At 48.6% G+C, this 25415-nt stretch carries 22 protein-coding genes; 17 read left to right on the top strand and 5 right to left on the bottom strand.

Annotation, left to right across the window (positions count from 1 at the left end):
- Positions 1-3: 3 nt before the first annotated feature.
- From hslU to rraA, 3 genes are all read left to right on the top strand, one after another.
- Positions 4-1338 (top strand): HslU--HslV peptidase ATPase subunit, encoded by a 1335-nt coding sequence (hslU, locus tag X965_RS06135; RefSeq protein WP_004236608.1) that lies wholly within the window; start codon positions 4-6, stop codon positions 1336-1338.
- A 114-nt stretch (positions 1339-1452) separates the two neighbouring features.
- A complete protein-coding gene (locus X965_RS06140; protein WP_004236609.1) occupies positions 1453-2382 on the top strand; it encodes a 1,4-dihydroxy-2-naphthoate polyprenyltransferase in 930 nt (309 codons plus the stop codon).
- A 127-nt stretch (positions 2383-2509) separates the two neighbouring features.
- Entirely contained in the window at positions 2510-3043 is a 534-nt protein-coding gene (gene rraA, locus X965_RS06145; RefSeq protein ID WP_004236610.1) for a ribonuclease E activity regulator RraA, read from the top strand.
- 357 nt (positions 3044-3400) lie between these two features.
- Here the strand turns inward: rraA and zapB are convergent, their stop codons facing one another.
- Positions 3401-3643, bottom strand: a complete 243-nt coding sequence (gene zapB / locus X965_RS06150) for a cell division protein ZapB (RefSeq protein ID WP_004236611.1) — start codon at positions 3641-3643, stop codon at positions 3401-3403.
- A 315-nt stretch (positions 3644-3958) separates the two neighbouring features.
- On the opposite strand from zapB, the gene X965_RS06155 reads away from it, so the two are divergent.
- The 4 genes from X965_RS06155 (at position 3959) to glpQ (ending at position 9145) form a co-directional block, all read left to right on the top strand.
- Entirely contained in the window at positions 3959-4777 is an 819-nt protein-coding gene (locus X965_RS06155) for an MIP/aquaporin family protein (RefSeq protein ID WP_015422391.1), read from the top strand.
- Positions 4778-4846: 69 nt separating this feature from the next.
- On the top strand, positions 4847-6373 hold the full coding sequence (glpK, locus tag X965_RS06160) for a glycerol kinase GlpK (RefSeq protein WP_004240799.1): 1527 nt from the start codon (positions 4847-4849) through the stop codon (positions 6371-6373).
- A gap of 322 nt (positions 6374-6695) precedes the next feature.
- Complete coding sequence (glpT, locus tag X965_RS06165) at positions 6696-8048, top strand: glycerol-3-phosphate transporter (RefSeq protein WP_004240800.1); 1353 nt, start codon at positions 6696-6698, stop codon at positions 8046-8048.
- A gap of 14 nt (positions 8049-8062) precedes the next feature.
- Entirely contained in the window at positions 8063-9145 is a 1083-nt protein-coding gene (gene glpQ, locus X965_RS06170; protein WP_004236616.1) for a glycerophosphodiester phosphodiesterase, read from the top strand.
- A gap of 69 nt (positions 9146-9214) precedes the next feature.
- On the opposite strand, the gene emrD is transcribed toward glpQ, so the two are convergent.
- The gene (gene emrD / locus X965_RS06175) at positions 9215-10402 is read right to left on the bottom strand and encodes a multidrug efflux MFS transporter EmrD (protein WP_004236617.1); all 1188 of its coding nucleotides are present in this window, start codon (positions 10400-10402) and stop codon (positions 9215-9217) included.
- A gap of 325 nt (positions 10403-10727) precedes the next feature.
- Here emrD and fpr point away from each other — a divergent pair, with 325 nt between their 5' ends.
- A complete protein-coding gene (fpr, locus tag X965_RS06180) occupies positions 10728-11477 on the top strand; it encodes a ferredoxin--NADP(+) reductase (protein WP_036417412.1) in 750 nt (249 codons plus the stop codon).
- Between the two features lie 34 nt (positions 11478-11511).
- Here fpr and X965_RS06185 read toward each other — a convergent pair whose 3' ends face one another.
- The gene (locus X965_RS06185; RefSeq protein WP_004236619.1) at positions 11512-11940 is read right to left on the bottom strand and encodes a DUF805 domain-containing protein; all 429 of its coding nucleotides are present in this window, start codon (positions 11938-11940) and stop codon (positions 11512-11514) included.
- Between the two features lie 57 nt (positions 11941-11997).
- On the opposite strand from X965_RS06185, the gene X965_RS06190 reads away from it, so the two are divergent.
- Both X965_RS06190 and tpiA read left to right on the top strand, forming a co-directional pair.
- Positions 11998-12618 (top strand): DUF1454 family protein, encoded by a 621-nt coding sequence (locus X965_RS06190; RefSeq protein WP_032098020.1) that lies wholly within the window; start codon positions 11998-12000, stop codon positions 12616-12618.
- Between the two features lie 133 nt (positions 12619-12751).
- Entirely contained in the window at positions 12752-13522 is a 771-nt protein-coding gene (tpiA, locus tag X965_RS06195; protein ID WP_004240805.1) for a triose-phosphate isomerase, read from the top strand.
- Between the two features lie 382 nt (positions 13523-13904).
- Here the strand turns inward: tpiA and pfkA are convergent, their stop codons facing one another.
- Positions 13905-14882, bottom strand: coding sequence for a 6-phosphofructokinase (gene pfkA, locus X965_RS06205; protein WP_004240806.1), 978 nt, complete (start codon positions 14880-14882; stop codon positions 13905-13907).
- Between the two features lie 977 nt (positions 14883-15859).
- Here pfkA and X965_RS06210 point away from each other — a divergent pair.
- On the top strand, positions 15860-18313 hold the full coding sequence (locus X965_RS06210; protein WP_253280763.1) for an autotransporter outer membrane beta-barrel domain-containing protein: 2454 nt from the start codon (positions 15860-15862) through the stop codon (positions 18311-18313).
- A gap of 189 nt (positions 18314-18502) precedes the next feature.
- Here the strand turns inward: X965_RS06210 and X965_RS06215 are convergent, their stop codons facing one another.
- On the bottom strand, positions 18503-19000 hold the full coding sequence (locus X965_RS06215) for a Spy/CpxP family protein refolding chaperone (RefSeq protein ID WP_024473657.1): 498 nt from the start codon (positions 18998-19000) through the stop codon (positions 18503-18505).
- A 154-nt stretch (positions 19001-19154) separates the two neighbouring features.
- On the opposite strand from X965_RS06215, the gene cpxR reads away from it, so the two are divergent.
- The 6 genes from cpxR to X965_RS06245 all read left to right on the top strand — a co-directional run bounded on the left by cpxR (position 19155) and on the right by X965_RS06245 (position 25415).
- On the top strand, positions 19155-19859 hold the full coding sequence (gene cpxR, locus X965_RS06220) for an envelope stress response regulator transcription factor CpxR (protein ID WP_004236626.1): 705 nt from the start codon (positions 19155-19157) through the stop codon (positions 19857-19859).
- Positions 19856-21226, top strand: a complete 1371-nt coding sequence (cpxA, locus tag X965_RS06225; RefSeq protein WP_004236627.1) for an envelope stress sensor histidine kinase CpxA — start codon at positions 19856-19858, stop codon at positions 21224-21226. The genes cpxR and cpxA overlap by 4 nt, the downstream gene beginning before the upstream one ends.
- A gap of 500 nt (positions 21227-21726) precedes the next feature.
- On the top strand, positions 21727-22623 hold the full coding sequence (locus tag X965_RS18900; protein ID WP_046024810.1) for a choline kinase family protein: 897 nt from the start codon (positions 21727-21729) through the stop codon (positions 22621-22623).
- Entirely contained in the window at positions 22607-23542 is a 936-nt protein-coding gene (locus tag X965_RS06235) for a DMT family transporter (protein ID WP_036417418.1), read from the top strand. The genes X965_RS18900 and X965_RS06235 overlap by 17 nt, the downstream gene beginning before the upstream one ends.
- Entirely contained in the window at positions 23539-24225 is a 687-nt protein-coding gene (locus X965_RS06240; protein WP_036417419.1) for an NTP transferase domain-containing protein, read from the top strand. Before X965_RS06235 ends, X965_RS06240 begins: the two co-directional genes overlap by 4 nt.
- A gap of 14 nt (positions 24226-24239) precedes the next feature.
- Entirely contained in the window at positions 24240-25415 is a 1176-nt protein-coding gene (locus tag X965_RS06245) for a CDP-glycerol glycerophosphotransferase family protein (protein ID WP_079549407.1), read from the top strand.

The following is a 25415-nucleotide window of genomic DNA, read 5'->3' on the forward strand; positions in this document are numbered from 1 at the left end:
GTTATGTCCGAAATGACTCCACGCGAAATTGTCAGCGAACTCGATAACCATATTATCGGCCAGGATAAAGCCAAACGTGCTGTTGCCATCGCGCTGCGTAACCGCTGGCGCCGTATGCAGCTCAATGAGGAGCTGCGTCACGAGGTCACCCCGAAAAATATTCTGATGATCGGCCCGACCGGTGTCGGTAAAACCGAAATTGCCCGCCGTCTCGCCAAACTGGCCAATGCGCCGTTTATCAAAGTCGAAGCCACTAAATTCACCGAAGTGGGTTATGTCGGTAAAGAAGTGGATTCCATTATCCGCGATCTGACTGATTCCGCCGTGAAAATGGTGCGCCTGCAGTCTATCGAGAAAAACCGTTTCCGTGCTGAGGAAATGGCCGAAGAACGCATTCTCGATGTGCTGATCCCGCCGGCAAAAAATAACTGGGGCCAGACTGACACCCAGGCAGAGCCGTCAGCTGCCCGCCAGGCATTCCGCAAAAAACTGCGCGAAGGTCAGCTGGATGACAAAGACATTGAAATTGAAGTCTCTGCTGCGCCGATGGGTGTGGAAATCATGGCACCTCCGGGCATGGAAGAGATGACCAGCCAGTTACAGTCCATGTTCCAGAACCTGGCCGGACAGAAACAAAAACCACGCAAAATGAAGATCAAAGAAGCTTTCAAACTGCTGGTTGAGGAAGAAGCCGCCAAACTGGTCAATCCGGAAGAGCTGAAAGAGCAGGCCATTGAAGCGGTTGAACAGCACGGTATCGTGTTTATCGATGAGTTCGATAAAATCTGTAAGCGCGGTGGCCAGTCCTCCGGGCCGGATGTGTCCCGCGAAGGGGTTCAGCGTGACCTGCTGCCGCTGATTGAAGGCTGTACTGTCTCCACCAAGCACGGCATGGTCAAAACCGACCACATCCTGTTTATCGCCTCCGGTGCGTTCCAGGTTTCCAGCCCGTCTGACCTGATCCCGGAATTACAGGGCCGTCTGCCTATCCGTGTGGAATTACAGGCACTGACCACGGAAGATTTCGAGCGCATTCTGACCGAACCTAACGCCTCACTGACCGTTCAGTACAAAGCACTGATGGCCACCGAAGGTGTGGATATCACCTTTACAGCCGACGGCATCCGTAAAATTGCTGAATCTGCATGGCAGGTCAACGAAACCACCGAAAATATCGGTGCCCGTCGTTTACATACGGTGCTGGAACGATTAATGGAAGAAATTTCCTACGATGCCAGTGAAAAACAGGGTCAATCCATTGAGATCAATGCGGAATATGTGAAAGATCATCTGGATCAGCTCGTGGCAGATGAAGATTTAAGTCGCTTTATTCTGTAATTTGATAATAATCAGACATAATAGTATTCAGACTGTACGGGTATTATCTGCCCGGCAGTCTGCGTTATTATTTTTTGTCGTTATTATTTCATTCTGAAAAGTAAGCGAGTTTCAATGTCAGTCACCCCTTCACCGGCCATCAGCCGTACCCAAGCCTGGCTGGAAAGCCTGCGGCCCAAAACATTACCTCTCGGGGTGATCGCGATTATTACCGGTTCCGCTCTGGCTTACTGGACCGGCCACTTTAAATTCCCTGTTGCCCTGCTCGCCCTTATCACCACCGGCATTCTGCAGATTTTGTCGAATCTGGCCAATGACTACGGCGATGCGGTAAAAGGCACCGATACCGAAGCACGCCTCGGGCCGCTGCGCGGTATGCAGAAAGGTGTTATCACCGCCGCTCAGATGAAAAAGGCGCTGATTCTGACCGTCACTCTCGCCTGTCTGTCCGGGCTGGCCCTGATTATTGTCGCCTGTGAGAAACCGGAAGATATTATCGGCTTCCTGGGGTTAGGTGTGGCCGCGATTATCGCCGCAATCACCTATACGGTCGGGAAAAAACCCTACGGCTACCTCGGGCTGGGTGATATTTCTGTTCTGATCTTTTTCGGCTGGCTGAGTGTGATAGGCACCTATTACCTGCAGGCCGGTTTTTTCAGTCCGCTGACCATTCTGCCGGCGACCGCCTGCGGACTGCTGTCTGTTGCAGTGCTGAATATCAATAATATGCGCGATATCGAAAATGATATCCTGGCCGGGAAAAACACCCTGGCCGTCCGCCTCGGCCCGCTGAAATCCCGCTATTACCATGCCACCGTGATTACCGTGGCATTCCTGTGCCTGGTGCTCTTTACCCTTCTCTATCTGCACGGCTGGTACAGCTGGCTGTTCCTGCTCTCTGCACCGGTACTGTTTATGCATATCAGACGCGTGCTGGGGGATATGACCGCCACCGGAATGCGCCCGCTGCTGGAACAGATGGTGAAAGCCGCACTTCTGGTCAATATCCTGTTTTCCGCAGGACTTATCTGCCAGCGTCTGTAACCAGAATTTACGCCGAAATCTGCCGCTTTCTTGATTCAGATCGGAAAGCGGCCGCTGTTGATTTTGCAAACAACCGTGTGAAGGGGCTATACTGACTGTATCCGGCAGCAACCAGACGTAAAATCCTATGAAAAATGATACCTTCGACACCTCCGAGCTTTGTGACATTTACCAGGAAAATGTGAATGTCGTTGAACCCCTGTTTTCCAACTTCGGGGGTTGTTCATCGTTTGCGGGGCAAATCACCACCGTAAAATGCTTTGAAGATAACGGACTGCTCTTTGATCTCCTGGAAGAAGAGGGAGAGGGCCGTATTCTCCTCGTTGACGGGGGCGGATCTGTCCGTCGTGCACTGGTTGACGCGGAACTCGCGGCACTGGCTGTGCAGAACGGCTGGGAAGGTATTGTGGTGTACGGCGCGGTGCGTCAGGTGGATGATCTGGCTGAAATGGATATCGGTATCCAGGCGATGGCCGCAATTCCGGCAGGCTGTGGTTCAGAAGGTATCGGTGACAGTGACATCCGCGTGAATTTCGGCGGTGTGACCTTCTTCTCCGGCGATTATCTGTATGCGGATAACACCGGGATTATCCTGTCAGATATCCCGCTGACGCTTCCGGAAGAAAATGATGATGATGAAGATGAGCTGACCGAAGCGTAATCCTCATAAGATACACAGACAACAAAAAGGGCGGATATCCGCCCTTTTGTCGTTATGACACAAGATAAAAACCGCATCACACTCAATTATTCGTTTTGCAGCAATACCGCGATTACACTAAATCATTCGTTCTGTGGCAAGACAGTGAAGCGAAGAGCCCCGGGAGCATACACCAGTATGTGACCGGGGAGCTGAGCGAAACCAACACAGCCACAGCATCAAAACCGCGATTACACTAAATCATTCGTTTTGCAGCAAGGCGGCGAAGTGAGGACGTCCCCGGGAGCATACATCAGTATGTGACCGGGGCGGACGAACGAAGCCAACGCCGCTGCGGAACGAAGGATGACGTGTAATTTACTGGACGTCGTCCATCTTACCCAGCAAAGCCCGCAGACGCTCCTGCCAGCCTGCCTGCTCCTGCTTCAGCTGCTCGTTTTCACGCACCAGTGACTCACGGGCACCGGCTGCATTCTGCACTTCGCGGTTCAGGTTGTTGTTCGTTTCTTTTAATTCGTCGATTTCCATCTGTAACAGGGTGATGGTGTCGATAGCCTGCTGGACTTTTGCTTCCAGCTTTTCAAATACTTCAAATGACATCTTGCGTCCTCCTTGTAAGCGATGCTCTGATTGTAAGTAGGTGTTATCAATGTGTCCAGTCACATCCCGTGTATTCCCCATAATGCAGCAGAATAAAATCCGGCTGATATTCGCCTGAATGTTGCTCGCTTGTTATAAAATAAGCGAAATCGCTCAATTTGTTGACGAGATCCACAGTTTTTGATTTCGTTATTTCTCGTTTCCGCTCATTAACGATAAATTCACACTAAGACATACGTCTGATACACGAAGAACATTATTTGTTAATAATTTGCACTTATTTCACCCTAATTTTGCACTATCAGGATTGATACTATGAGTCTAATGAAATCTCCGACCCTCTTCGGACAATGTCTCTCCGAATTCCTGGGTACAGCACTGCTGGTCTTCTTTGGTTTAGGCTGTGTGGCCGCGGTTCGTATCGCCGGTGCACAACTGGGATTATGGGAAATCAGTATCATCTGGGGTCTGGGTGTGGCACTGGCGGTGTATCTGACAGCCGGGATCTCCGGCGCACATCTTAACCCGGCTGTCACACTCGCGCTCTGGCTGTTTGCCTGCTTTGAGCGCCGCAAAGTGATTCCGTATATTGTGGCCCAGTTCCTCGGCGGGTTTGCCGCTGCAGCGCTGGTTTATGCCATGTATTACAATGTGTTCCTCGATTATGACCAGGTGCATCATATTGTCCGCGGCTCACAGGAAAGCCTCTTTACCGCCGGGGTTTTCTCCACCTATCCGGCAGCACCGGTCAGCGTGGGTCAGGCGTTCTTTATCGAAGTGGTGATCGCCGCTATCCTCGTCTGTCTTATCCTGGCACTGACCGATGACGGCAACGGTGTACCGCGCGGCCCGCTGGCACCACTGCTGATTGGTCTGCTGATTGCGGTTATCGGCGGCTCCTTCGGTCCGCTGACCGGCTTCGCCCTTAACCCTGCCCGTGACTTCGGCCCGAAAGTGGTTGCATACCTTGCAGGCTGGGGAGATATTGCCTTCACCGGCGGGCGTGATATCCCGTATTTCCTGGTACCGATGTTTGCGCCGATCGTCGGCGGGTTACTCGGTGCATTCGGTTACCGCAAGCTGATCGGCCGCCATCTGCCGTGCGAAGTGTGTAATACCGGGGACGAAAAATAATACCGCAGCGAATCACGTACTCTGACGTTATCGCGTGTTTGTTCACTCAGAAATAAAACAGGTTTAATTATGACAACAGAAACAATCACCCGTGAGAAAAAGTATATCGTCGCGCTGGATCAGGGAACCACCAGTTCACGGGCGGTACTTTTTGATCGTAATGCCAATATTATCGATATCGCGCAGCGCGAATTCACTCAAATCTACCCGAAACCGGGCTGGGTGGAACATGACCCGATGGAAATCTGGGCCACACAGAGCTCAGTCTTAACAGAAGTCCTCGCCAAAACTGACGTGCATCCGGACGAAGTCGCAGCTATCGGTATCACCAACCAGCGCGAAACCACCATCGTCTGGGAAAAAGAGACCGGCAAACCGGTTTATAATGCGATTGTCTGGCAGTGCCGCCGGACAGCAGATTACTGCACCGGTCTCAAACAGAATGAAGAGATGGTCCGCTATATCCGGGAAAATACCGGCCTGGTGATTGACCCGTATTTCTCCGGCACCAAAGTGAAGTGGATCCTCGACAATGTCGAAGGTGCGCGGGAGAAGGCGGAGAAAGGAGAATTACTGTTCGGGACTGTCGATACCTGGCTGGTCTGGCGCATGACCCAGGGACGCGTACACGTCACCGATCACACCAACGCCTCGCGCACCATGCTGTATAACATCCGCTCACTGGAGTGGGATCAGAAAATCCTCGACCTGTTCGGTATTCCGCGCGCCATGCTGCCGGAAGTGAAAGCGTCCTCGGAAATCTACGGCAAAACCAACATCGGCGGGAAAGGCGGCACCCGTATTCCTATCTCCGGTATCGCCGGTGACCAGCAGGCGGCGCTGTTCGGCCAGATGTGTGTTCAGCCGGGCATGGCGAAAAACACCTACGGCACCGGCTGCTTCCTGCTGATGAACACCGGTAACGAAGCGGTACTGTCCGAACACGGCCTGCTGACCACTATCGCCTGCGGTCCGCGCGGTGAAGTGAATTATGCCCTTGAAGGCGCGGTATTTGTGGCCGGTGCCTCCATCCAGTGGCTGCGCGATGAGATGAAAATCATTGCCGATGCCACCGATTCCGAATACTTCGCCACCAAAGTCAAAGACAGCAACGGTGTGTATGTGGTGCCTGCCTTTACCGGCCTGGGCGCACCTTACTGGGATCCGTATGCGCGCGGTGCTATTTTCGGCCTGACCCGGGGTGTGAACAGCAATCACCTGATCCGCGCCACCCTGGAATCTATCGCCTATCAGACCCGCGACGTGCTGGAAGCCATGCAGGCTGATGCCGGAACCCGTCTGAAAGCGCTGCGTGTCGATGGCGGTGCGGTGGCAAACAATTTCCTGATGCAGTTCCAGTCCGATATCCTAGGCACGTCAGTGGAACGCCCGCTGATCCGCGAAAGTACTGCACTGGGTGCGGCACTGCTGGCCGGGTTATCCACCGGGTTCTGGCAGGATCTCGAGGAAATCAAAGCCAAATCCACCATCGAGAAAACCTTCCGTCCGGGCATTGAAACCACCGAACGGAATATCCGCTACAGCGGCTGGAAAAAAGCCGTTGCCCGCGCACAGGACTGGGAAGATCACAGCTAATCCCCTTTCTGTTTTTTATCTCTCTGCCGCCGGTTAATACCGGCGGTTTTTTATGTGCGAAAACAATAATCACCACCAGAACAAAAATCCGCCTCACCCGGTAAAAGTACATATCCGCAGACCAAACTCCCGGATACCCGTCAGAGATCACAAAAAACAACCAACTGTAATCAGTATGTAACCGCATGTGCTGACATTCACAGTAATAACGAATTAAATCGAATATTCTGTGAGCGAAAAGGAATATATATGAAGAAAACCGCTGCTGTTCCGGTAAACTTCACCACCAAATACTGACAAATACTTAGCGAGGGAGATGTCTATGCTAAGCCTGTTTAAACCTGCACCGCACATTCAGAGGCTCAGTGCTGATCGCATTGATCCGGTATACCGCCGTCTGCGCTGGCAAATTTTTATAGGTATCTTTTTTGGCTATGCTGCCTATTATCTGGTCCGGAAAAATTTCGCCCTCGCCTTCCCCAGCCTGATGGAGCAGGGATTTTCCAAAGGCGAACTGGGGACGGCATTGTCTGCGATCTCCATTGCTTATGGTCTTTCCAAATTTATCATGGGATCGTTTTCTGACCGGGCTAACCCGCGCTATTTTCTCCCGACCGGGCTTATCCTTGCCTCGGCTGTCATGCTTATCATGGGCTTTTGCGACTGGGCAACCTCTTCCGTCTGGATTATGGCTATTCTGCTGTTTCTCTGCGGATGGTTCCAGGGGATGGGCTGGCCTCCGTGCGGACGTACTATGGTGCACTGGTGGTCACAGAAAGAGCGCGGCGGAATTGTATCAATCTGGAACTGTGCCCATAACGTCGGCGGCGGCTTACCGCCGATGCTGATGCTGCTGGGGATGTACTGGTTCGGTGACTGGAAAGCGGCGTTTTACATGCCGGCATTTGCGGCCATTCTGGTGGCACTCATCGCATTTGCCCTGATGCGGGATACCCCGCAATCCTGCGGCTTACCGCCAATCGAAGAGTACAAAAACGACTATCCTGATGACTATACAGAGAACAGTGAAGTTGAACTGACGGCAAAACAGATCTTCATGCAATACATTTTGCCGAATAAGTTACTGTGGTATATCGCTGTTGCTAACGTCTTTGTTTATCTGCTGCGTTACGGCGTGCTCGACTGGTCACCGACCTATCTCCGGGAAGTCAAACATTTCGATATAACAGGCTATTCTGTCGCCTATTTCCTGTATGAGTGGGCGGGGATCCCGGGTACGCTGCTGTGCGGCTGGATGTCAGATAAAGTCTTTAAAGGAAACCGCGGCGCAACCGGGGTGTTCTTTATGACGCTGGTGACGATTGCCACCGTGGTCTTCTGGCTCAACCCGGCGGGTAACCCGTCTGTTGATATGGCGTGTATGATCACCATCGGCTTCCTGATTTACGGCCCGGTCATGCTTATCGGCCTGCATGCCCTGGAACTGGCACCGAAAAAAGCAGCCGGTACCGCCGCCGGATTCACCGGATTATTCGGCTATCTCGGTGGTTCTGTGGCAGCAAGTGCAATCGTCGGCTTTACTGTGGATTATTTCGGCTGGGATGGCGGTTTTGGTGTCATGATTGGCGGCAGTGTGCTCGCTGTGATCCTGTTAGTTGTGGTGATGCGTGGTGAGAAGAAACATCACGATGAAATCGCCCGCAATAAAGCATAAGCGGAGACATACAGATGAATATACCCCGTCAGTTTTATCTTGTCAGTGCCCTTGCGGGTGCCATGATCTGCGGCTCTGCCGCTTTTGCGGCAGACAATAAGATTGTGATTGCACATCGCGGTGCCAGCGGCTATCTGCCGGAGCATACCCTGCCGGCCAAAGCGATGGCATATGCACAGGGTGCTGATTATCTGGAACAAGATCTGGTGATGACCAAAGATGATGAGCTCATCGTCCTGCATGATCATTACCTTGACCGTGTTACCGATGTGGCAAAACGCTTTCCGGATCGCGCACGTAAAGATGGCCGTTACTACGCCATCGATTTTACCCTCGCGGAAATTAAATCCCTGAAATTTACCGAGGGGTTTGAAATCGAAAATGGTAAAGCCGTACAAAAATATCCGGGTCGTTTTCCGATGGGAAAATCAGATTTCCGTATTCATACCTTTCAGGAAGAACTTGAGTTCATTCAGGGTCTGAACCATTCCACCGGAAGAAATACCGGGATTTACCCGGAAATCAAAGCGCCGTGGTTCCACCGTCAGGAAGGTAAAGATATCACCCGTAAAACCCTGGAAGTGCTGAAAGCCTACGGCTACCAGACTAAAGATTCCGGGGTATTTCTTCAGTGTTTCGATCCGAATGAATTAAAGCGCATCAAAAATGAGCTGATGCCGGAAATGAAGATGGATTTGATGCTGATACAGCTGATCGCTTACACCGACTGGCAGGAAACATTTGAACAGAATGCGGAAGGCAAATGGGTCAACTATAACTACGACTGGATGATGGCTCCCGGTGCGATGAGTAAAATCGCAGCATATGCTGATGGTATCGGGCCTGATTATCATATGCTTATCAGCAAGGAGTCCAAACCGGGTCACATCACTCTGACGCCGATGGCAAAAGAGGCACACGCTTCGCAACTGATGATCCATCCGTTTACTGTCCGCGCGGATGCCTTGCCGCCGTATGCGGAAAACACTGAACAGTTATTTGATGCTATTTATATTCAGGCCGGAGCAGAAGGGTTATTTACTGATTTTCCGGACAAAGGCATACAGTTTCTGCAAAAACATAAACTGCATCAGTGATCACTACTCTGTTGCGAAACAGAACAACGGGCACAATAGTGCCCGTTTTCTTTATATCAGCAGCCTGACTCAGGATGCCATCGGCTGCTGATTCTGCAACCGGTGAGCCAGCGGCAGCCAGCACAACACCATAATCACAGAGACCGCCAGCATCAGCAGGCCGACACTGCCCTGTCCGCCCTGCGGCATCAGTGCGGAAATCCAGGTAGCAACACCAGAGCCCACATTCTGCAATCCGCCCACCAGCGCACCCGCAGCCCCCGCCAGATACGGGAACGGCTCCATGGCCGCCGTGGTGGCCAGCGGGAACAGCATCCCGGCACCAAAGAAAAACAGCGCAGCAGGGATCAGTAAGGTCCAGACATTCATCACGCCCAGCAGCCCCGGGATCCACATCAGCGCCCCGGCCACCAGACAGCAGATTACCGCACACCACACCAGAAAACTGAAGGATTTGCTGTCACGCCCGGCAAACCAGGCACCGAAAAATGCCGCAGGTATCGGCAGAATAAACAGAATACTCACCGCCATACTGCCCAGCCCCAGGCCGTCACGCATCAGCACACCGCTGGATGCCTCAAATACCGCCACCCCGGCCAGGCCGCATATCAGCATCGCCAGATACGGCACAAATGTCCGGTTGGTCAGCAGCAGACGGAAAGAGGCCCACATTTTAGGTTTCTCTTTCATCGGCGGACGGGTTTCCGGCAGTTTGTGCCACATGTTGTAACCCACCGCCAGACCGAGCAGGAGCAGAAACGCATAACAGGCACGCCAGCCGAAGAAAAATGCCAGTGCACCACCGAGCATCGGGGCGATAAGCGGGCTGACCAGGATCCCCATATTCAGCAGGCTGTTGGCGTAACGCAGGGAAATTCCGGTGTATAAGTCACGCGGCATGGTTCGCGCCATCACCCCGGCCACCCCGGTCCCCAGCCCCTGTAACCCGCTGGCAATCACCAGCATAGTCAGATTCGGTGAAAACAGCGCGGCAGTCGTGGATAACACATAAATAAATAACCCGGTGAGGATCACCGGACGGCGGCCGACTTTATCTGAAATCGGCCCGTAAATAAGCTGGGATGCACCATAAGTAAATAAATACGCCGCCATCACGCTCTGCACGGCACCCGCCGGTTTACCGAAATCCAGCGCAATATCCGTTATTACAGGCACATACACTGTCTGCGTCATTTGCCCGACAGCAATCAGCGCAATCAGCATTACCAGCAGATGAAAGTTTTCCAGTTTTTTCATTTTTATTGTCAGTCTTTACATTGTCACCGGGAGGGCACAGCACAATTCCGGCAGCATTAATCACGGCCGGAATCAGTCATACTTGCGATACCGTATAAAATAGCAAATTAAAAAAATTTTGGGAGATAGTTCACACATTTATTTTTGTAACAGAACGACCGTTTTTATGCTGTTTCCGGCAACTAAACTGTACAGTTCATCCTGATTTATCGTATTCATGCGACAGGATCCTCTGACGCATTTAATCGATACATTTTTCCCCGTTGGCTTATTACACTGGTTTACATATTAATAACGACCATTCTGCGACTGACGGAGGTTATGCATGTCAAACTGGATCACAGGACGTGTCACACGTATCACACACCATACTGATACCTTATTCAGCCTGCATGTTCAGGCACCTGTCCTTCCCTTTACAGCGGGACAATTCGCCAAACTCGGCCTGGAAATTGACGGCGAACGCACACAGCGCGCTTATTCTTATGTTAATGCACCGGATGATGATGACCTCGAATTTTATCTGGTCACTGTCGGCGACGGTAAACTCAGCCCGCAGTTGGCAGCCCTGACCCCGGGAGATGAACTGCTGATCACCGATGAAGCGGCCGGTTTTTTTGTGCTTGATGAAGTACCGGACTGCGACACCCTCTGGATGCTCTCCACCGGCACCGCCATCGGCCCGTTTTTATCCATTCTGCAATATGGCAAAGATCTGGAGCGGTTCCGTCATATTGTGCTGGTGCATGCTGTGCGCTATGCCGCCGACCTGAGCTATCTGCCGCTGATGCGGGAACTGCAGAAAAAAATCGGGAGTGACAAACTGCGGATCGTGACTGTCGTCAGCCGGGAGCATGCGGAAGGCTCACTGCATGGCCGGGTACCGGCGCTGATCAGTTCCGGTGAACTGGAAGCCGCCGCCGGATTACCGCTGACCGCCGAAAACAGCCATGTGATGCTGTGCGGTAACCCGGAGATGGTGAAAGACACACAAAATCTGCTGAAAACTGGGCGGGAAATGCGCAAACACCTGCGCCGCAAACCCGGCCATATCACCAGCGAGCAATACTGGTGATACCCTGACCGCGGGTTCGCCCGCTGTCTCTGCCTCAGTGGCTGTCGATTTTATCCACCGGCTGTGTGCTCTCCCCGAAGCGGTTGCCCTCATCAAGACTTTTAAACACACCGCAGTCGAGCACCATTATCATCACGATAAAAATCGGCAGAAAACGCCCCAGCCCCCACTGCCAGAAATCACCGGCGAGGCTCCAGTCCGGCGTGGTCAGTGCCCACGCCATCACCAGCATTAACGCCCAGCCGCCGCGCTTGTTGCGGTCATGCAGGCGTTTGGTAAAAATCGCGGCGGCGGGATACATCACCATCAGCACCGGCACCATAATCACTTCAACAGGCAGCTTAAACAGCCCCTGTAATGACATCAGGAGAAACAGCACTGCGCCGCACACGCCGATCCCCGCCCAGAATGCTTTGCGGCCGATCCGCCCGTGAAACGAAAACGCCCATTGTTGTAGTGTCATTTCTCTTTCCTAATCGTGTACACTGGTTATATTGCAGACGGACCACAGGGAGTCGCTATGAACGCAGTCAAAAAAACCGCACTGGCCGCCCTGACAGCGGGATGCACGCTGCTGCCCGTCACACCGGCTGCGGCCGGTGACGCGGTACTGATCCCCATCCCCTGCCCGCCGGAAACACTCTGGCTTCAGGCGGATGCCCCTGCTTTCGGCATCACCATCCCCGTTATGCGCGAACAGTTTAACCGCAACAACCCGTCGCTGCCATTACGGGAATACAAAGTCGTGGCCTCAAACGACATTACCGCCAGCTATCTGCGGGCGGCAACCCGCATCAGCCCTTATATTTACTCTTCCGCCATCCTTGAGCGCGACAGTGAAAAAATCAAAAGTCTCCAGCTGACACTGCTGCCCGGTGCAGACAGTGCAGCGGAAAAAACCAACCGAGCCCTGATGCTGGCCTATATTAAGGCACTGATTATTCAGTTCGAACCGACGCTCAATAAAAACAATATTGATGCCGCCCTGAGCCGGGCACTGGCAACGGATTTCAAAACCGGCACTTACGCCTCTCAATTCGGTGCATTACGCTATCTTCTGGTAGTTGATGATAAAAATGGGGTAACTTTCGCTATTGAACCGATTAAGCTTTCGCTATCTAATAGTGATACGGCACAGTAAACAGTGGACGAAAAGCAAAGCTATTTCGCGCCGCTTTCACTATACTGTCTCTCTGTTTGCCTGTTCGCCGCTCTGCGCGGACAATGGTAATAAAGCTTAAGTCATTTAACTCATTCCGGCAGGAGGAAATACAATGCGACATCCCTTAGTCATGGGTAACTGGAAGCTGAACGGCAGCAGTAAAATGGTTTATGAGCTGATCACCGCTCTGCGTCATGAAATCGGCAATGTCACCGGATGTGATGTTGCGATCGCACCACCGGCAATTTATCTCTCTCAGGCCAAACAGGTTCTGGCGGGCTCCTCCATTGTACTGGGTGCCCAGGATACCGGTCTGAATCTCTCCGGTGCGTTCACCGGTGAAACCTCCCCTGAAATGCTGAAAGACATCGGCGCACAATACATCATTATCGGCCACTCCGAGCGCCGCACTTACCACGGTGAGAGTGATGAATTAGTGGCAGAGAAATTCGCGATCCTGAAAAAACTGGGTCTGACCCCGGTACTGTGCATCGGTGAATCCGAAGCAGAAAATGAAGCGGGTAAAACCGAAGAAGTCTGCGCACGTCAGATTGATGCCGTTCTGAACACTCAGGGTGCAGATGCATTCCTCGGCGCCGTCATCGCGTATGAGCCAATCTGGGCTATCGGTACCGGCAAGTCCGCTACTCCTGCGCAGGCACAGGCAGTACACAAATTTATCCGCAGCCATATCGCGAAGAAAGATGCGAAAGTGGCAGAGCAGGTTATTATCCAGTACGGCGGTTCTGTAAATGATAAAAACGCCGCAGAGCTGTTTACCCAGCCGGATATCGACGGTGCATTAGTCGGCGGCGCATCACTGAAAGCAGATGCTTTCGCCGTGATCGTCAAAGCCGCAGCGGCAGCAAAAGCCGCAAAATAATCTCCGGACTCCGGACAGCAAAAAGCGGCGAAATCGCCGCTTTTTTTGTGCCTGTTACTGTGCAAACCGCTTCTTTTTATTCTGATCAATCCCAAATTGAGTCATCAGGTATTATCTTTAAAAAATTCACGCAATCCTCTGAATCATTCAGTCTGTGGCAAGGCGGCAAAATGAAGAGTCCGGGGAGCATACATCAGTATGTGACCCGGGCGATGAATGAAGCCAACACCGCCACAGGCTGAAGGACAATTCGCACAATCCTCTAAATCATTCAGTCTGTGGCAAGGCGGCAAAATGAAGAGTCCGGGGAGCATACATCAGTATGTGACCCGGGCGATGAATGAAGCCAACGCGGCCACAGGCTGAAGGATGACGAGGATTTTTAGTAGAGTTTCTTCGCGGTCTCATACCAGTCTTTCTTAAACACCCGCTTCATATTCATTACCGCATCAATAATATCGTGATGAACCAGTTTTTCATTCTGGATCCCGACACAGCGGCCGCCGTAACCTTCCAGCAGTAACTGAATAGAATAAGCGCCCATGCGGGATGCCAGGATACGGTCATACGCCACCGGCGAGCCGCCGCGCTGGATATGCCCCAGTACCGTTGCACGGGTTTCGTGATGTGTTGTCGCCTCTATCTGCCGCGCCAGCTCATACACGTCGGTGACATGTTCGGTGATCGCCACAATCGCATGGCGTTTGCCTTTATCAATCCCGGCTTTGATTTCTGCAATCAGCTCATCACTGCTGTATTCCACTTCGTTCGGCGGCAGAACGATAAATTCACAGCCCCCGGCAATGGCAGCGGACAGTGTCAGGTCACCGCAATAGCGGCCCATCACTTCCACAATAGAGATACGTTTGTGAGATGTGGAGGTATCCCGCAGGCGGTCAATAGCTTCAACCACGGTTTCCAGCGCGGTAAAATAGCCGATGGTGTAGTCGGTTCCCGCCACGTCATTATCGATAGTCCCCGGCAGGCCGATACACGGGAAACCCGCTTCGGTCAGTTTTTTGGCACCGAGATAAGAACCGTCCCCGCCGATAACCACCAGCGCGTCGATGCCATTTTTGCGCAAATTTTCAATCGCGGTTTCCCGCACTTTGTCATCACGGAATTCCGGGAAACGCGCCGACCCGAGGAAGGTACCGCCACGGTTGATCACATCAGAGACACTGAAGCGGTCGAGCTGTTTCATCCGGTTTTCATACAGGCCGAGATAGCCGTCATAAATCCCGATAACTTCCAGCCCTTCTGACAGCGCAGCGCGGACAACGCCACGGATTGCAGCATTCATGCCCGGCGCATCACCGCCGCTTGTCAACACACCGATTCGTTTGATCTTCTTGCTCATGATGACCTCTGATTTGCAGATGTAATATGTGTAAATCTGAAAAACCTGAGCGGCATGTTATCACGCTTCCCCGGTCAGGCTTCGGGAATTCACTGCTGTAACGCATTGCTGAATTGATTCACCTAATCATATAGTAAGATAAGGTTTAGCCGGATGCACCTATCTTTGCGGATTTTTTTGTCATTTTGAGACACCGGAAACACAGGCCTGTCATAACCGCAGGATTACTCAGCATACCCGTTAAGGATACCCGAAAAACAAAAAATAATTAGCGGATATGAAACATTTTTTTCACAAATAATGCGTTACCGGAAAAGCAGGGGTCAAAGGCAGGATCTGAAATAAAAGGCATATCCGGGAAAGAATATATATCCGGATTTACCGCACATTGTGTAATTAACAAAAACAAACCGTAAGCAATTATGTCATCACTCACATCGTGACATAAATAATGCAATAGAAATTTATATAATATTTTTTTGCAATTGTTGAATATAATTTATGACCGGATTTAAAAAACAGATATCAGAAATATTTTATTACATTAAGTTAATATCTATTACATTCCCATCATTACGCATATTACGGGTATACCCATTACCCCTGATAAATCAAATATGGAACTTAAGCAATAAAAATAACCCAAAAACAGACAACATCAGAATTTTATTCCAGCCAAAGAAATAAAAAAACCATCAGATTAACTTCATTCATAATGTGTATTAAGATTCATTACCATCAGTTAATTTTAAAAAAACCACTTAAATATGCATTTTTGCTCCCATTGATTAAACAAACCTTAAATAAGATACTCATCTCATAAATAAAATTTACGCCTTTTAAATTTACCATTTCCGTCTGACGAAATGGCTTTCGTTATATATACCGACACCAGGGAATAACTAATGAAAACAAAAAAGAAACTTTTGCACCTTTCCATTATTGCCGTCTTATGTTCAACCGTACCATCATTAGTTATGGCAGAAACATTTTGCGGCAGCCGTAAAAATGTGGGCCTGACAGGAAGCGTGCCTTTCACCGGTGAAATGACCGCTGATGATTGCTATGAAATTGGTGCCTGGGTAGAAGGTAAGCCAACAGATTATGTCGGCATTGCTCAGAATCTGACCATGCTGAGCGGCAGTAAGCTCAGTGTACTCGGCCTGTTTGAGGATTCTCAGGTTCAGGGCGGCGCTGAAGTCTGGATTGATAAAACAACCCATATTGCCTGGGACGGCTATCACACCGGTTTCCCGGCCACCGGCAGCCGTATTGATATTCAGAGCGGCGGATTAATCCGTGTTCTGGACGGCGGAACATTAAAAGATTCCGTACTCAACGGCGGAACCGTTTATGTCAGTAATACCGGTAAAGCCGATGATCCGGGCAAGTCTGAAAATAATATCGTCAACAGCGGCGGGAAATTATTTATTTACCTGGGCGGGGAGTCAACCGGTACACAGGTCAATGACGGCGGTTATGAATATGTCCAGCAGGATGGTAAATCCCTGAATACGGTCGTGAATAACGGCGGTGCTCAGATGCTGAAATCCGGCGGGTTTGCGGACAGCACCATTATTAATGATGGCGGATTACAGCAACTGCACGGTAAAGGTTTTGCCGATAATACCCTCGTAAACGCCGGAGCACGGCAATATGTTGTCGATGATTCCAAAGCAACCAATACAACCGTTGACGGCGGCCAGCAATATATTTTCAATCAGAATGCATCTGCATCTGCCGGTATTGCAGAATTTAACCGGATAAAAAACGGCGGCGCCCAGATTATTAAAGGTGGCGGACAAGCCATTAATAACGAATTATATGACACCGCCGTACAAAGTATTTACAGCGGCTCCTCTGCGACAGATACCACGCTGAATGATCGCGCCAAAAGCTGGCTGGCGGCAGGGGCACAGCTCCTCGGCGTCACGACTGTTAATCAGCAGTCGCAGGTACAGCTGACTGCCGGTTCAGAAGACAAACTGGCAGCGGATGCCGGAGCTTATGCGGAAAATGTTATCTTATCCGGCCCGGACAGCACCCTGATGGTGATCACCGGTGATACCGGGAATGCCGCTTTTGCCGGTTCGCTCAGCGGACAGGGTCAGGTCCGGTTTGTTGCACCGGTCAACGCCGGGTACAGCCATCTGATCATTGAAAATCTCTCCGGCAGCCAGACATTCTATATGAACACGGCCATTGCCGAGCAACAGGGTGATTACCTCACTATCCGTAACAGCAGTGGTGATCATGCTCTGAATATACAGGATTCCGGGGCTGAAATTACCCGTCCGGATGAATCACGTCTTGATTTAATCACGGACGAAAGCAGCAATGCACAATTCCGCCTGAGCGCCCTCGACGGCACTAATATTGATGCGGTGGACGGCGGGACCTATATGTACTCGCTCTATCAGCGTGATGAGCAGGACGGCAAAATCTGGTATCTGGCCGCTCAGAAAGATGAGCCGGGCGAGCCTGAAAAACCGGTTCCGCCGGTCGTACCTGAGGATAAAACCACACCATCCACCGATGCGGTGTTATCCATGGCTGCCGCGCCGCAGCTGATTTTTAATCACGAACTCGACAATCTGCGGTTCCGCCGCGGCGAATTACGGGATAATCAGGGTGATGCGGGGGTCTGGGTGCGTCTGACCGGCGACAGAACCCGTGCAGGCACCGGACACACACACTTTAAACTGAATCAGGCCGGTTTTGAGCTGGGTGCGGATAAATCTGTCCCGCTGGAAAACGGCAAATTGTTGCTCGGCGTCTTTACCGGCTATAACGATGTCAAACTGAAGCATCAGCGCGGCGGCGAAAGCAGCATCGACAGTATTACTGCCGGTGGTTATGCCACCTGGTTCTCAGATAACGGCTGGTACCTCGATGGTGTGCTGAAATATAACCATTTCAATAATGAGTTACGTGCGGTTTCCACCAACCGCAGCAGCATCCGCGGAGATTATTCACAGAATGCTTACGGTGCATCCGCAGAGGCCGGTTACACCTTTGATCTGCCGGAAGCCTTCTGGGCCGAACCGTATGCCCGCCTGAGCTATATGCGTGCGGACAGCAAATCAGTTCATCTGAACAATAATATGCAGGCAAAACTGGATGCACAGCAGTCCCTGCAATCCGAACTCGGCCTGCACGCGGGTAAAGATTTCACCCTGAACAATCAGGTGATCATCACCCCTTACGCCACACTGGCCTGGCAACATGAGTTTATCAGTAATAATGATGTGACCATTAACCAGCGCAATACGTTCGACACCGATTTCTCCGGTGACAGCCTGAAAGCCGGCGGCGGGTTGACTGTCCGTTTCACACCGCAGATTCAGGCGTATGCGGAAATCAATTACCGCAAAGGCGACAAAACAGAATCGCCGCTGCACGGCAATATCGGCGTGCGCTACAACTTTTAATTTCCCGTTGTGATTCAGTTACGGCGGCCGCAAGGCCGCTTTTTTTATCTACGGCATCTCCGGCGCCAAAAAACAGGCAAAAAAAAGCCCCTCGTGAGGGGCTGTAAAAGACAGGGATGGTGTCTATGGCAAGGAAAAACTTCTTGGGTGCTACTTAACGACTCAACTGACTTCACTACTCTGACAAATTCATTCCGGCATATTCTGCGCGGAGGAGGCGGATGAGGTATGAATACTCTCCGGCTCAAAATTGGCATCCAGCTGCATTTTCTGCTCCGGGTTGAGTAACTGATACATCTGATGGTGAACCCGTATCATCTCAACCTGATAATCCAGCCGCTTGCGCATCTCCTTTTCAAGCTGATTACGCACGGCCGTTTCATCAAACTTTTCGGCCTTAACCAGCTCGTACAGCGCAATATCATCTTCTGCAAGGTTACGGACATTCCGTAACTGGTCGCGGTAATTGTGCATCAGATCCCGCAACTGCATCCGTTGTTCTTCCGTTAACCGGATACCGGTCAACATAGAGGTATAACCATCTCCCCCTGATGTCGTTATACCTTTATACTGACTGTGACTCTGCACCGGGGTAACGCAGCTATCACTTTCTGAATCCTGCGCCAGTCCCGGCGCACTTTGCATCACAAACATTGACGCTAAAGTGATTGTTGCTATCTTACCCATAGTAACTCCTTAAACTTCTGAGTCTGCGTCACCTGACCCGTTGGAATTAACTATACGCACCCGGCTGCAAACATGCGTCAGAGCATGTAAAAGAACGTAAAGTCATGGAATAGAAACGTTTGTTGTCGTATTTTGCACGTGGAGGACGTGAATAATGAATAAAATACTGCTTGTTGATGATGACCGCGAATTAACCTCGCTGTTAAAAGAATTACTCGATATGGAAGGGTTCAACGTTGTCATTGCACATGACGGCGAGCAGGCACTGACCCTCCTTGACGATTCCATAGACTTGTTATTGCTCGACATCATGATGCCGCGCAAAAACGGGATTGAAACCCTGAAAGAACTGCGCCAGAACTACCAGACTCCGGTGATTATGCTGACCGCACGCGGCAGTGACCTTGACCGTGTTCTGGGGCTCGAACTGGGTGCGGATGACTATCTGCCGAAGCCGTTTAACGATCGCGAGCTGGTGGCACGTATACGCGCGATTCTGCGCCGCTCCAACTGGAGTGAGCAACAGCAGCAGAGCGACAGCAGCAGTAACTCTTCCGTGGTGATGGTGGATAAACTCCAGCTCAACCCGGGCCGCCAGGAAGCCAGCTTCGGTGACGAAGTACTGGATCTGACCGGAACCGAGTTCACGCTGCTTTACCTGCTGGCACAGCACCTCGGCCAGGTGGTCAGCCGTGAACACTTAAGCCAGGAAGTGCTGGGCAAACGCCTGACGCCGTTTGACCGCGCCATTGATATGCATATTTCCAACCTGCGCCGCAAATTACCGGAGCGCACAGACGGCCTGCCGTGGTTTAAAACGTTACGCGGCCGTGGTTACTTAATGGTATCTGCAACATGATAAGCAGCCTGACGGCGCGGATTTTCGCCATCTTCTGGTTTACCCTGGCACTGGTGCTGTTACTGGTGCTGATGGTGCCGAAGCTCGACTCCCGGCAGCTGATGCCGCTCCAGGAGGCCGAGTACCGACAGGGGATGATGCTGCAGCAACATATTGAATCTGATCTCGCACAGGATCCGGCGAATGACCTGCTCTGGTGGCGGCGGCTGACCCGCGCCCTGGTAAAATGGACGCCGCCGGACAAGCGCCTGATTATTGTCACCACTGAAGGCCGGATCATCGGGCCTATCCGCAATGATTCCCAGGTCATCCGTAACTTTATGGGTCAGTCAGATAACACTGACAACCCGAAAAAGAAACGTTACGGCCGCATTGAGCTGCTCGGGCCGTTTGAAGTCAGGGACGGCGAAGACCGCTATCAGCTTTATCTTATCCGCCCGGCGAACACCGCACAGTCTGATTTTATCAACTTCCTGATTGACCGCCCGTTCCTGTTACTGGCCGCCACCATGCTGATCAGCACCCCGCTGCTGCTCTGGCTGGCGTGGAGCCTGGCAAAACCGGCACGAAAACTGAAAAACGCGGCGGATGATGTTGCCAAGGGTAACTTGCGCCAGCATCCGGAACTGGAAGCCGGCCCCCAGGAGTTCCTTGCGGCGGGTAACAGTTTTAACCAGATGATCAGCGCCCTTGAACGCATGGTGAACGCACAGCAGAGGCTGATATCCGATATCTCCCACGAACTGCGCACCCCGCTCACCCGGCTTCAGCTGGCTACAGCACTATTGCGCCGCCGCCACGGTGAAAGTAAAGAGCTGGAACGCATCGAGACAGAGACCCACCGCCTCGACGGCATGATCAATGACCTGCTTGTTCTCTCCCGCAGTCAGCACAAAAATGAGCTGCTGCGCCAGAACATCAAGGCCAATGAGCTGTGGGATGACATTCTCGACAACGCGAAGTTTGAGGCAGAACAGCGCCATAAAACGCTGGAAATCACCTCACCGCCGGGCCCGTGGACAATTTACTGCAACCCGTCCGCACTTGGCAGCGCATTTGAGAATATTGTCCGTAACGCCCTGCGTTACTCAAACCAGCATATTCAGGTCGCATTCAGTGCCGACACCAAAGGTATCAGCATTGTGGTCGATGATGACGGCCCGGGTGTCAGCCCGGAAGATCGCGAACATATCTTCCGGCCGTTCTACCGCACGGATGAAGCCCGCGACCGTGAATCCGGCGGCACCGGGTTAGGACTCGCGATTGTCAGCACCGCTATCAGCCAGCACAACGGTAAAGTCACCGCCAACGACAGCCCGCTCGGCGGACTTCGCCTGGAAATCTGGCTGCCGCTGCACCCACGCTGAGGCTCTCTGTAGTTACCGGGGAAATCAGCCCCCGGTAACTCTTCCTTCTTAAGCAGGAATTACCATTGCCATCAATATGATGTAATAAAACATTTCTGCTGTAATTGTGCATGTACCGATTAGAAAAAGTAATAAACCATAGCTATGGCTTAAAGTAACACTTTTTCTGCTGTTAACACAAAAAAGACAGATTTAAAGAAAAATATTGCCACATTAAACCGGATAAAGTTCGTTTAATGAAAGACTCACGAGTGTTATCATGCTTGACCTGTTCGTGTAATCGGACTAGCCTTTGGCTGCACATATAAACAGAGCTGATTGATTGGGTATAAACAACCCCCCAATTTATTGAAAAATCAGCCCTCTGTAACACACCAAAACTCTTACTGACTCGATTCTTAAATAGAATCAGTAAGATACACTCGCAATAGCGCACTCTGGGAGCGGTAACCCAGTGCGGTAGCTATTCTTTTAATAAATATGATGGCTGACATTTATTTATGGCAGATGATATCCATACAACTATTGCAGATATTGTACATTCTGCAATAGCTGAACCTCCGGTCAAAATAGAAAAAATCGGCGGAATGACAAATACAAACTATTATTGTGAAACACAAAATACGAAAACAGTTGTCAGACTACCGGGTGAAAATACTAATGTTTTGATTAACAGAGGAAATGAGAAGGCTAACTGTGAGTTAGCTACTGAACTGGGAATAAACCCCAAATTATATTATTACAATACCAACAATGGTATAAAAGTAACTGAATATATAAATAATGCTGTCACACTAACACCAAAAATAATCAACAAAGATGTAAATCTGGAAAATATAGCATTATTACTACGAACCTTGCACCAGTCAGATTTAAAATTTGAAAATCATTTCAATGTTTTTGAAGAATATAAACGTTATCTGAGTGACTTAAATAAAAATCAGATCAGCTATCCTGACTTCACAGAGACTGAATCTTATTTTTTATATTTTGAAGAAAGATTGAATAAATTAGGTCTGAATATCTGTCCTTGCCATAATGACCCTGTCCCTGAAAATTTCATCTATAACGATAATGGTTATTATCTCATCGACTGGGAATATTCCGGAATGAATGACAATATCTGGGATATTGCAGCACTTTGTGAAGAATCACATTTATCTGATAACGATGAGAATATTTTTTTAAATCATTATTTAAACGAATATTCTTCTGAATCAGAAGCGATAAAAGAAAAAATATTAATTTATAAAGCATGCCAGAATTTTCTATGGTCAATATGGACTTTAATCAAAGAAAAAAATGAAAATTTATTTGGAACCTACGGTATTGACAGATACAAAAAATGCCAAAAACAAATGAATCTCCATAGGAAAAAATATGCAACTACTGAATAAGTCTATTATTGTTGGTTTAGCATCAGGAGTACTCTGGGCACTTGATACAATACTTGTAGACTATAATATATCATCAGTCGATACACTAAAATATGCTATTCTTTTCTCTATTTGTATCGCCTTCCTTCATGACCTATTCTCATCGTTATGGTTATTTTCGTTTATAACTCTATCTGGAAGAAGTAAAAAATTAGTTAACTCCCTGAAACAACGAGATAGTTACATAATCTGCCTTGCGGCTCTCAGTGGTGGCCCTATAGGTATGAGCTGTTATATTTTAGGTATCTATTACAGTAATGCTTCAATAGCTGCTACCATATCCACTATTTACCCGGCATTAGGTTGCTTGTTTGCTTATATATTTCTGAGAGTAAAAACAACTTTTGTAAATTTCCTGGGACTTTTACTGGTTATTATTACTACTGCATATATTGGCCTAAACCTTGATAGTTTTAACCAAATATCATTACTTGGATTTTTATTTTCACTAGGCTGCGCAGTGGGCTGGGGACTGGAAAGTACCATTTGTTCTTATGCATTAAAAAATAATCTCAGCTATGAAATTGCATTATTTCTCAGGCAATTAACCTCATCCGTTATTTACTTCCTGATAATTGCATTATTCTTTAAAACAGAAGCACTCGCTGTCGCTGATATCATTCTGAATAATTCTCTGATATTGACAATGGCTGTAATTGCAATTTTTGGCGCCCTTTCATACCTGTTCTATTATCGTGCAATAGGTGAATTAGGTCCAATAAAAGCGATGGGGCTAAACATCAGTTATTCTGCCTGGGCAATTCTTCTTGGCCCATTATTAGGGTATGAGTTATCGCCTTTATTATTAGTGCTTTCAGCTATTATTATAGCCGGAGCGCTTATTACAAATCTGCAATCAAAGGAAGTTTTAGCAAAATGAATGCTGTGATCTTAGCTGCTGGTCTTGGTTCCCGGTTTGGTGATATAACAAAAAAAACACATAAGGCTCTTTTACCTATCGGTGGAATACCTAATATTGAAAGAACAATTCAATATCTGTCAGAATTCGGTATTACTGAAATAGTTATTGTCACCGGTCATCTCGCACATCAGTTTGAATATCTGCAAGAAAAATATGGCTGTATACTGATACATAATGAACAGTATCAAGAGTACAATAATATATATTCATTTTTGAAAATAGCCGATTATTTTAATGATACTCTGGTTATTGATGCTGATGTTGTACTGCTGAAAAATATCTTTATCAAAAGTGAACACAGCCTTTATTATACTGTAAAACGTACAACTCCTGAACATGAATGGATTCCTGTATTAGGCAGAAATGGATATATCGAACGAATAGATATCAAAGAACCAACAGCCCCCTCTTTATTAGGTATTTCTTACTGGAAATCAGCTGAATCAGAAAAAATTTTAGCTGAGCTACCAAAATTTACTGATGTAACGAGTCTAAATAATTCAAAGCTCTATTGGGATAATATCCCTATGTCTATAATTCATGACCTAAACATGAAAACTTATGAAGTTTCATCTGATGTCGCTGGCGAAATGGATAATATAGAAAATTATAATAGCCTTGTTATGTTATATAATAATTAATTAAAAACAAACCCATGAATAAAATAAAATTAATTCTTATAACAATAAGAAATATGTTAATATCTTTAACTAACAAGCCTGATAATAACATAGCAATATTCAGTTTTGACAAAAATAATTTTAAATTCAACTCTCGGTCATTATTTGAATATATCATTGATAATAAAAAAGAAGATTTTGAAATAAAATATATTATAAATGATGATGCCAAAAGGAATGATCTAATAAAAGAATATGGTGATTACTTTATAACAACAAAGTACAAAGAAGATATAAAATTAATATCCCGAGCAAAAATTTGGATCACTGATGGTGGCTTTCCGTTAAAAACACCTTTTAATCATAAGAACAGAATACTTGTGAATTTATGGCATGGAATACCACTAAAAAAAGTGGGCCTAATGGGTTATAGCGGAATTAATAAACTCCGGGTAGCACTTACTCTAAAAATGTTTGCACGGCATTATACATTATTCTCATCAACATCTGATAATCTTGCAGAGATATATTCAAAAAGCTTCTTAATTAAGAATTCTGTCATAAAAACGATGGGGCAACCACGAAATGATAAGCTTTTTGAGGAACCAAAGAATTTAAGTTACTTTATTAAGGATATTCCGGAGTATAAAAAAATTATACTGTATGCTCCGACATGGCGGGCAGGAATTTATGGTAAAAGCTGGATCGGGGAAGATACCCAATTTTTCCCATTTGAAGATTTTTCCCAGACTCAGTTAGAGCAATTTCTTGAGGAAAACCAATATTTATTATTATTACGTCCTCATCATCTTCAAAAAATAAATATTTCAGAATCAAAATGGATACGCTCTTTCAGTTCTGATGAGTGTGAAGAGATTATGGATGTTATGCCCCATTTTGATCTTTTAATCACCGATTATTCCAGCATATATTTTGATTTCCTATTATTAAATAAACCAATTATATTTCTCCCATATGATATTGAAACATATCAAAGCCAGGTAGGATTAAATTTCGACTACAACTTTTCCACTCCGGGTCCTAAGCCAAAAACTCAAAATGAGTTTATTCATGAAATACATCAGTCTCTAACTAATAATGAATATTTCCTGGAAAAAAGAGAACTTATTAATAATTACTTTAATCAAGTTAAATATGGTAGCAGCAAGCTTATCTACGACTATATTGTAAATAACCTTAGAAATAAATAA

This window comes from Morganella sp. EGD-HP17 (assembly GCF_000512315.2).
Taxonomy (GTDB): domain Bacteria; phylum Pseudomonadota; class Gammaproteobacteria; order Enterobacterales; family Enterobacteriaceae; genus Morganella; species Morganella morganii.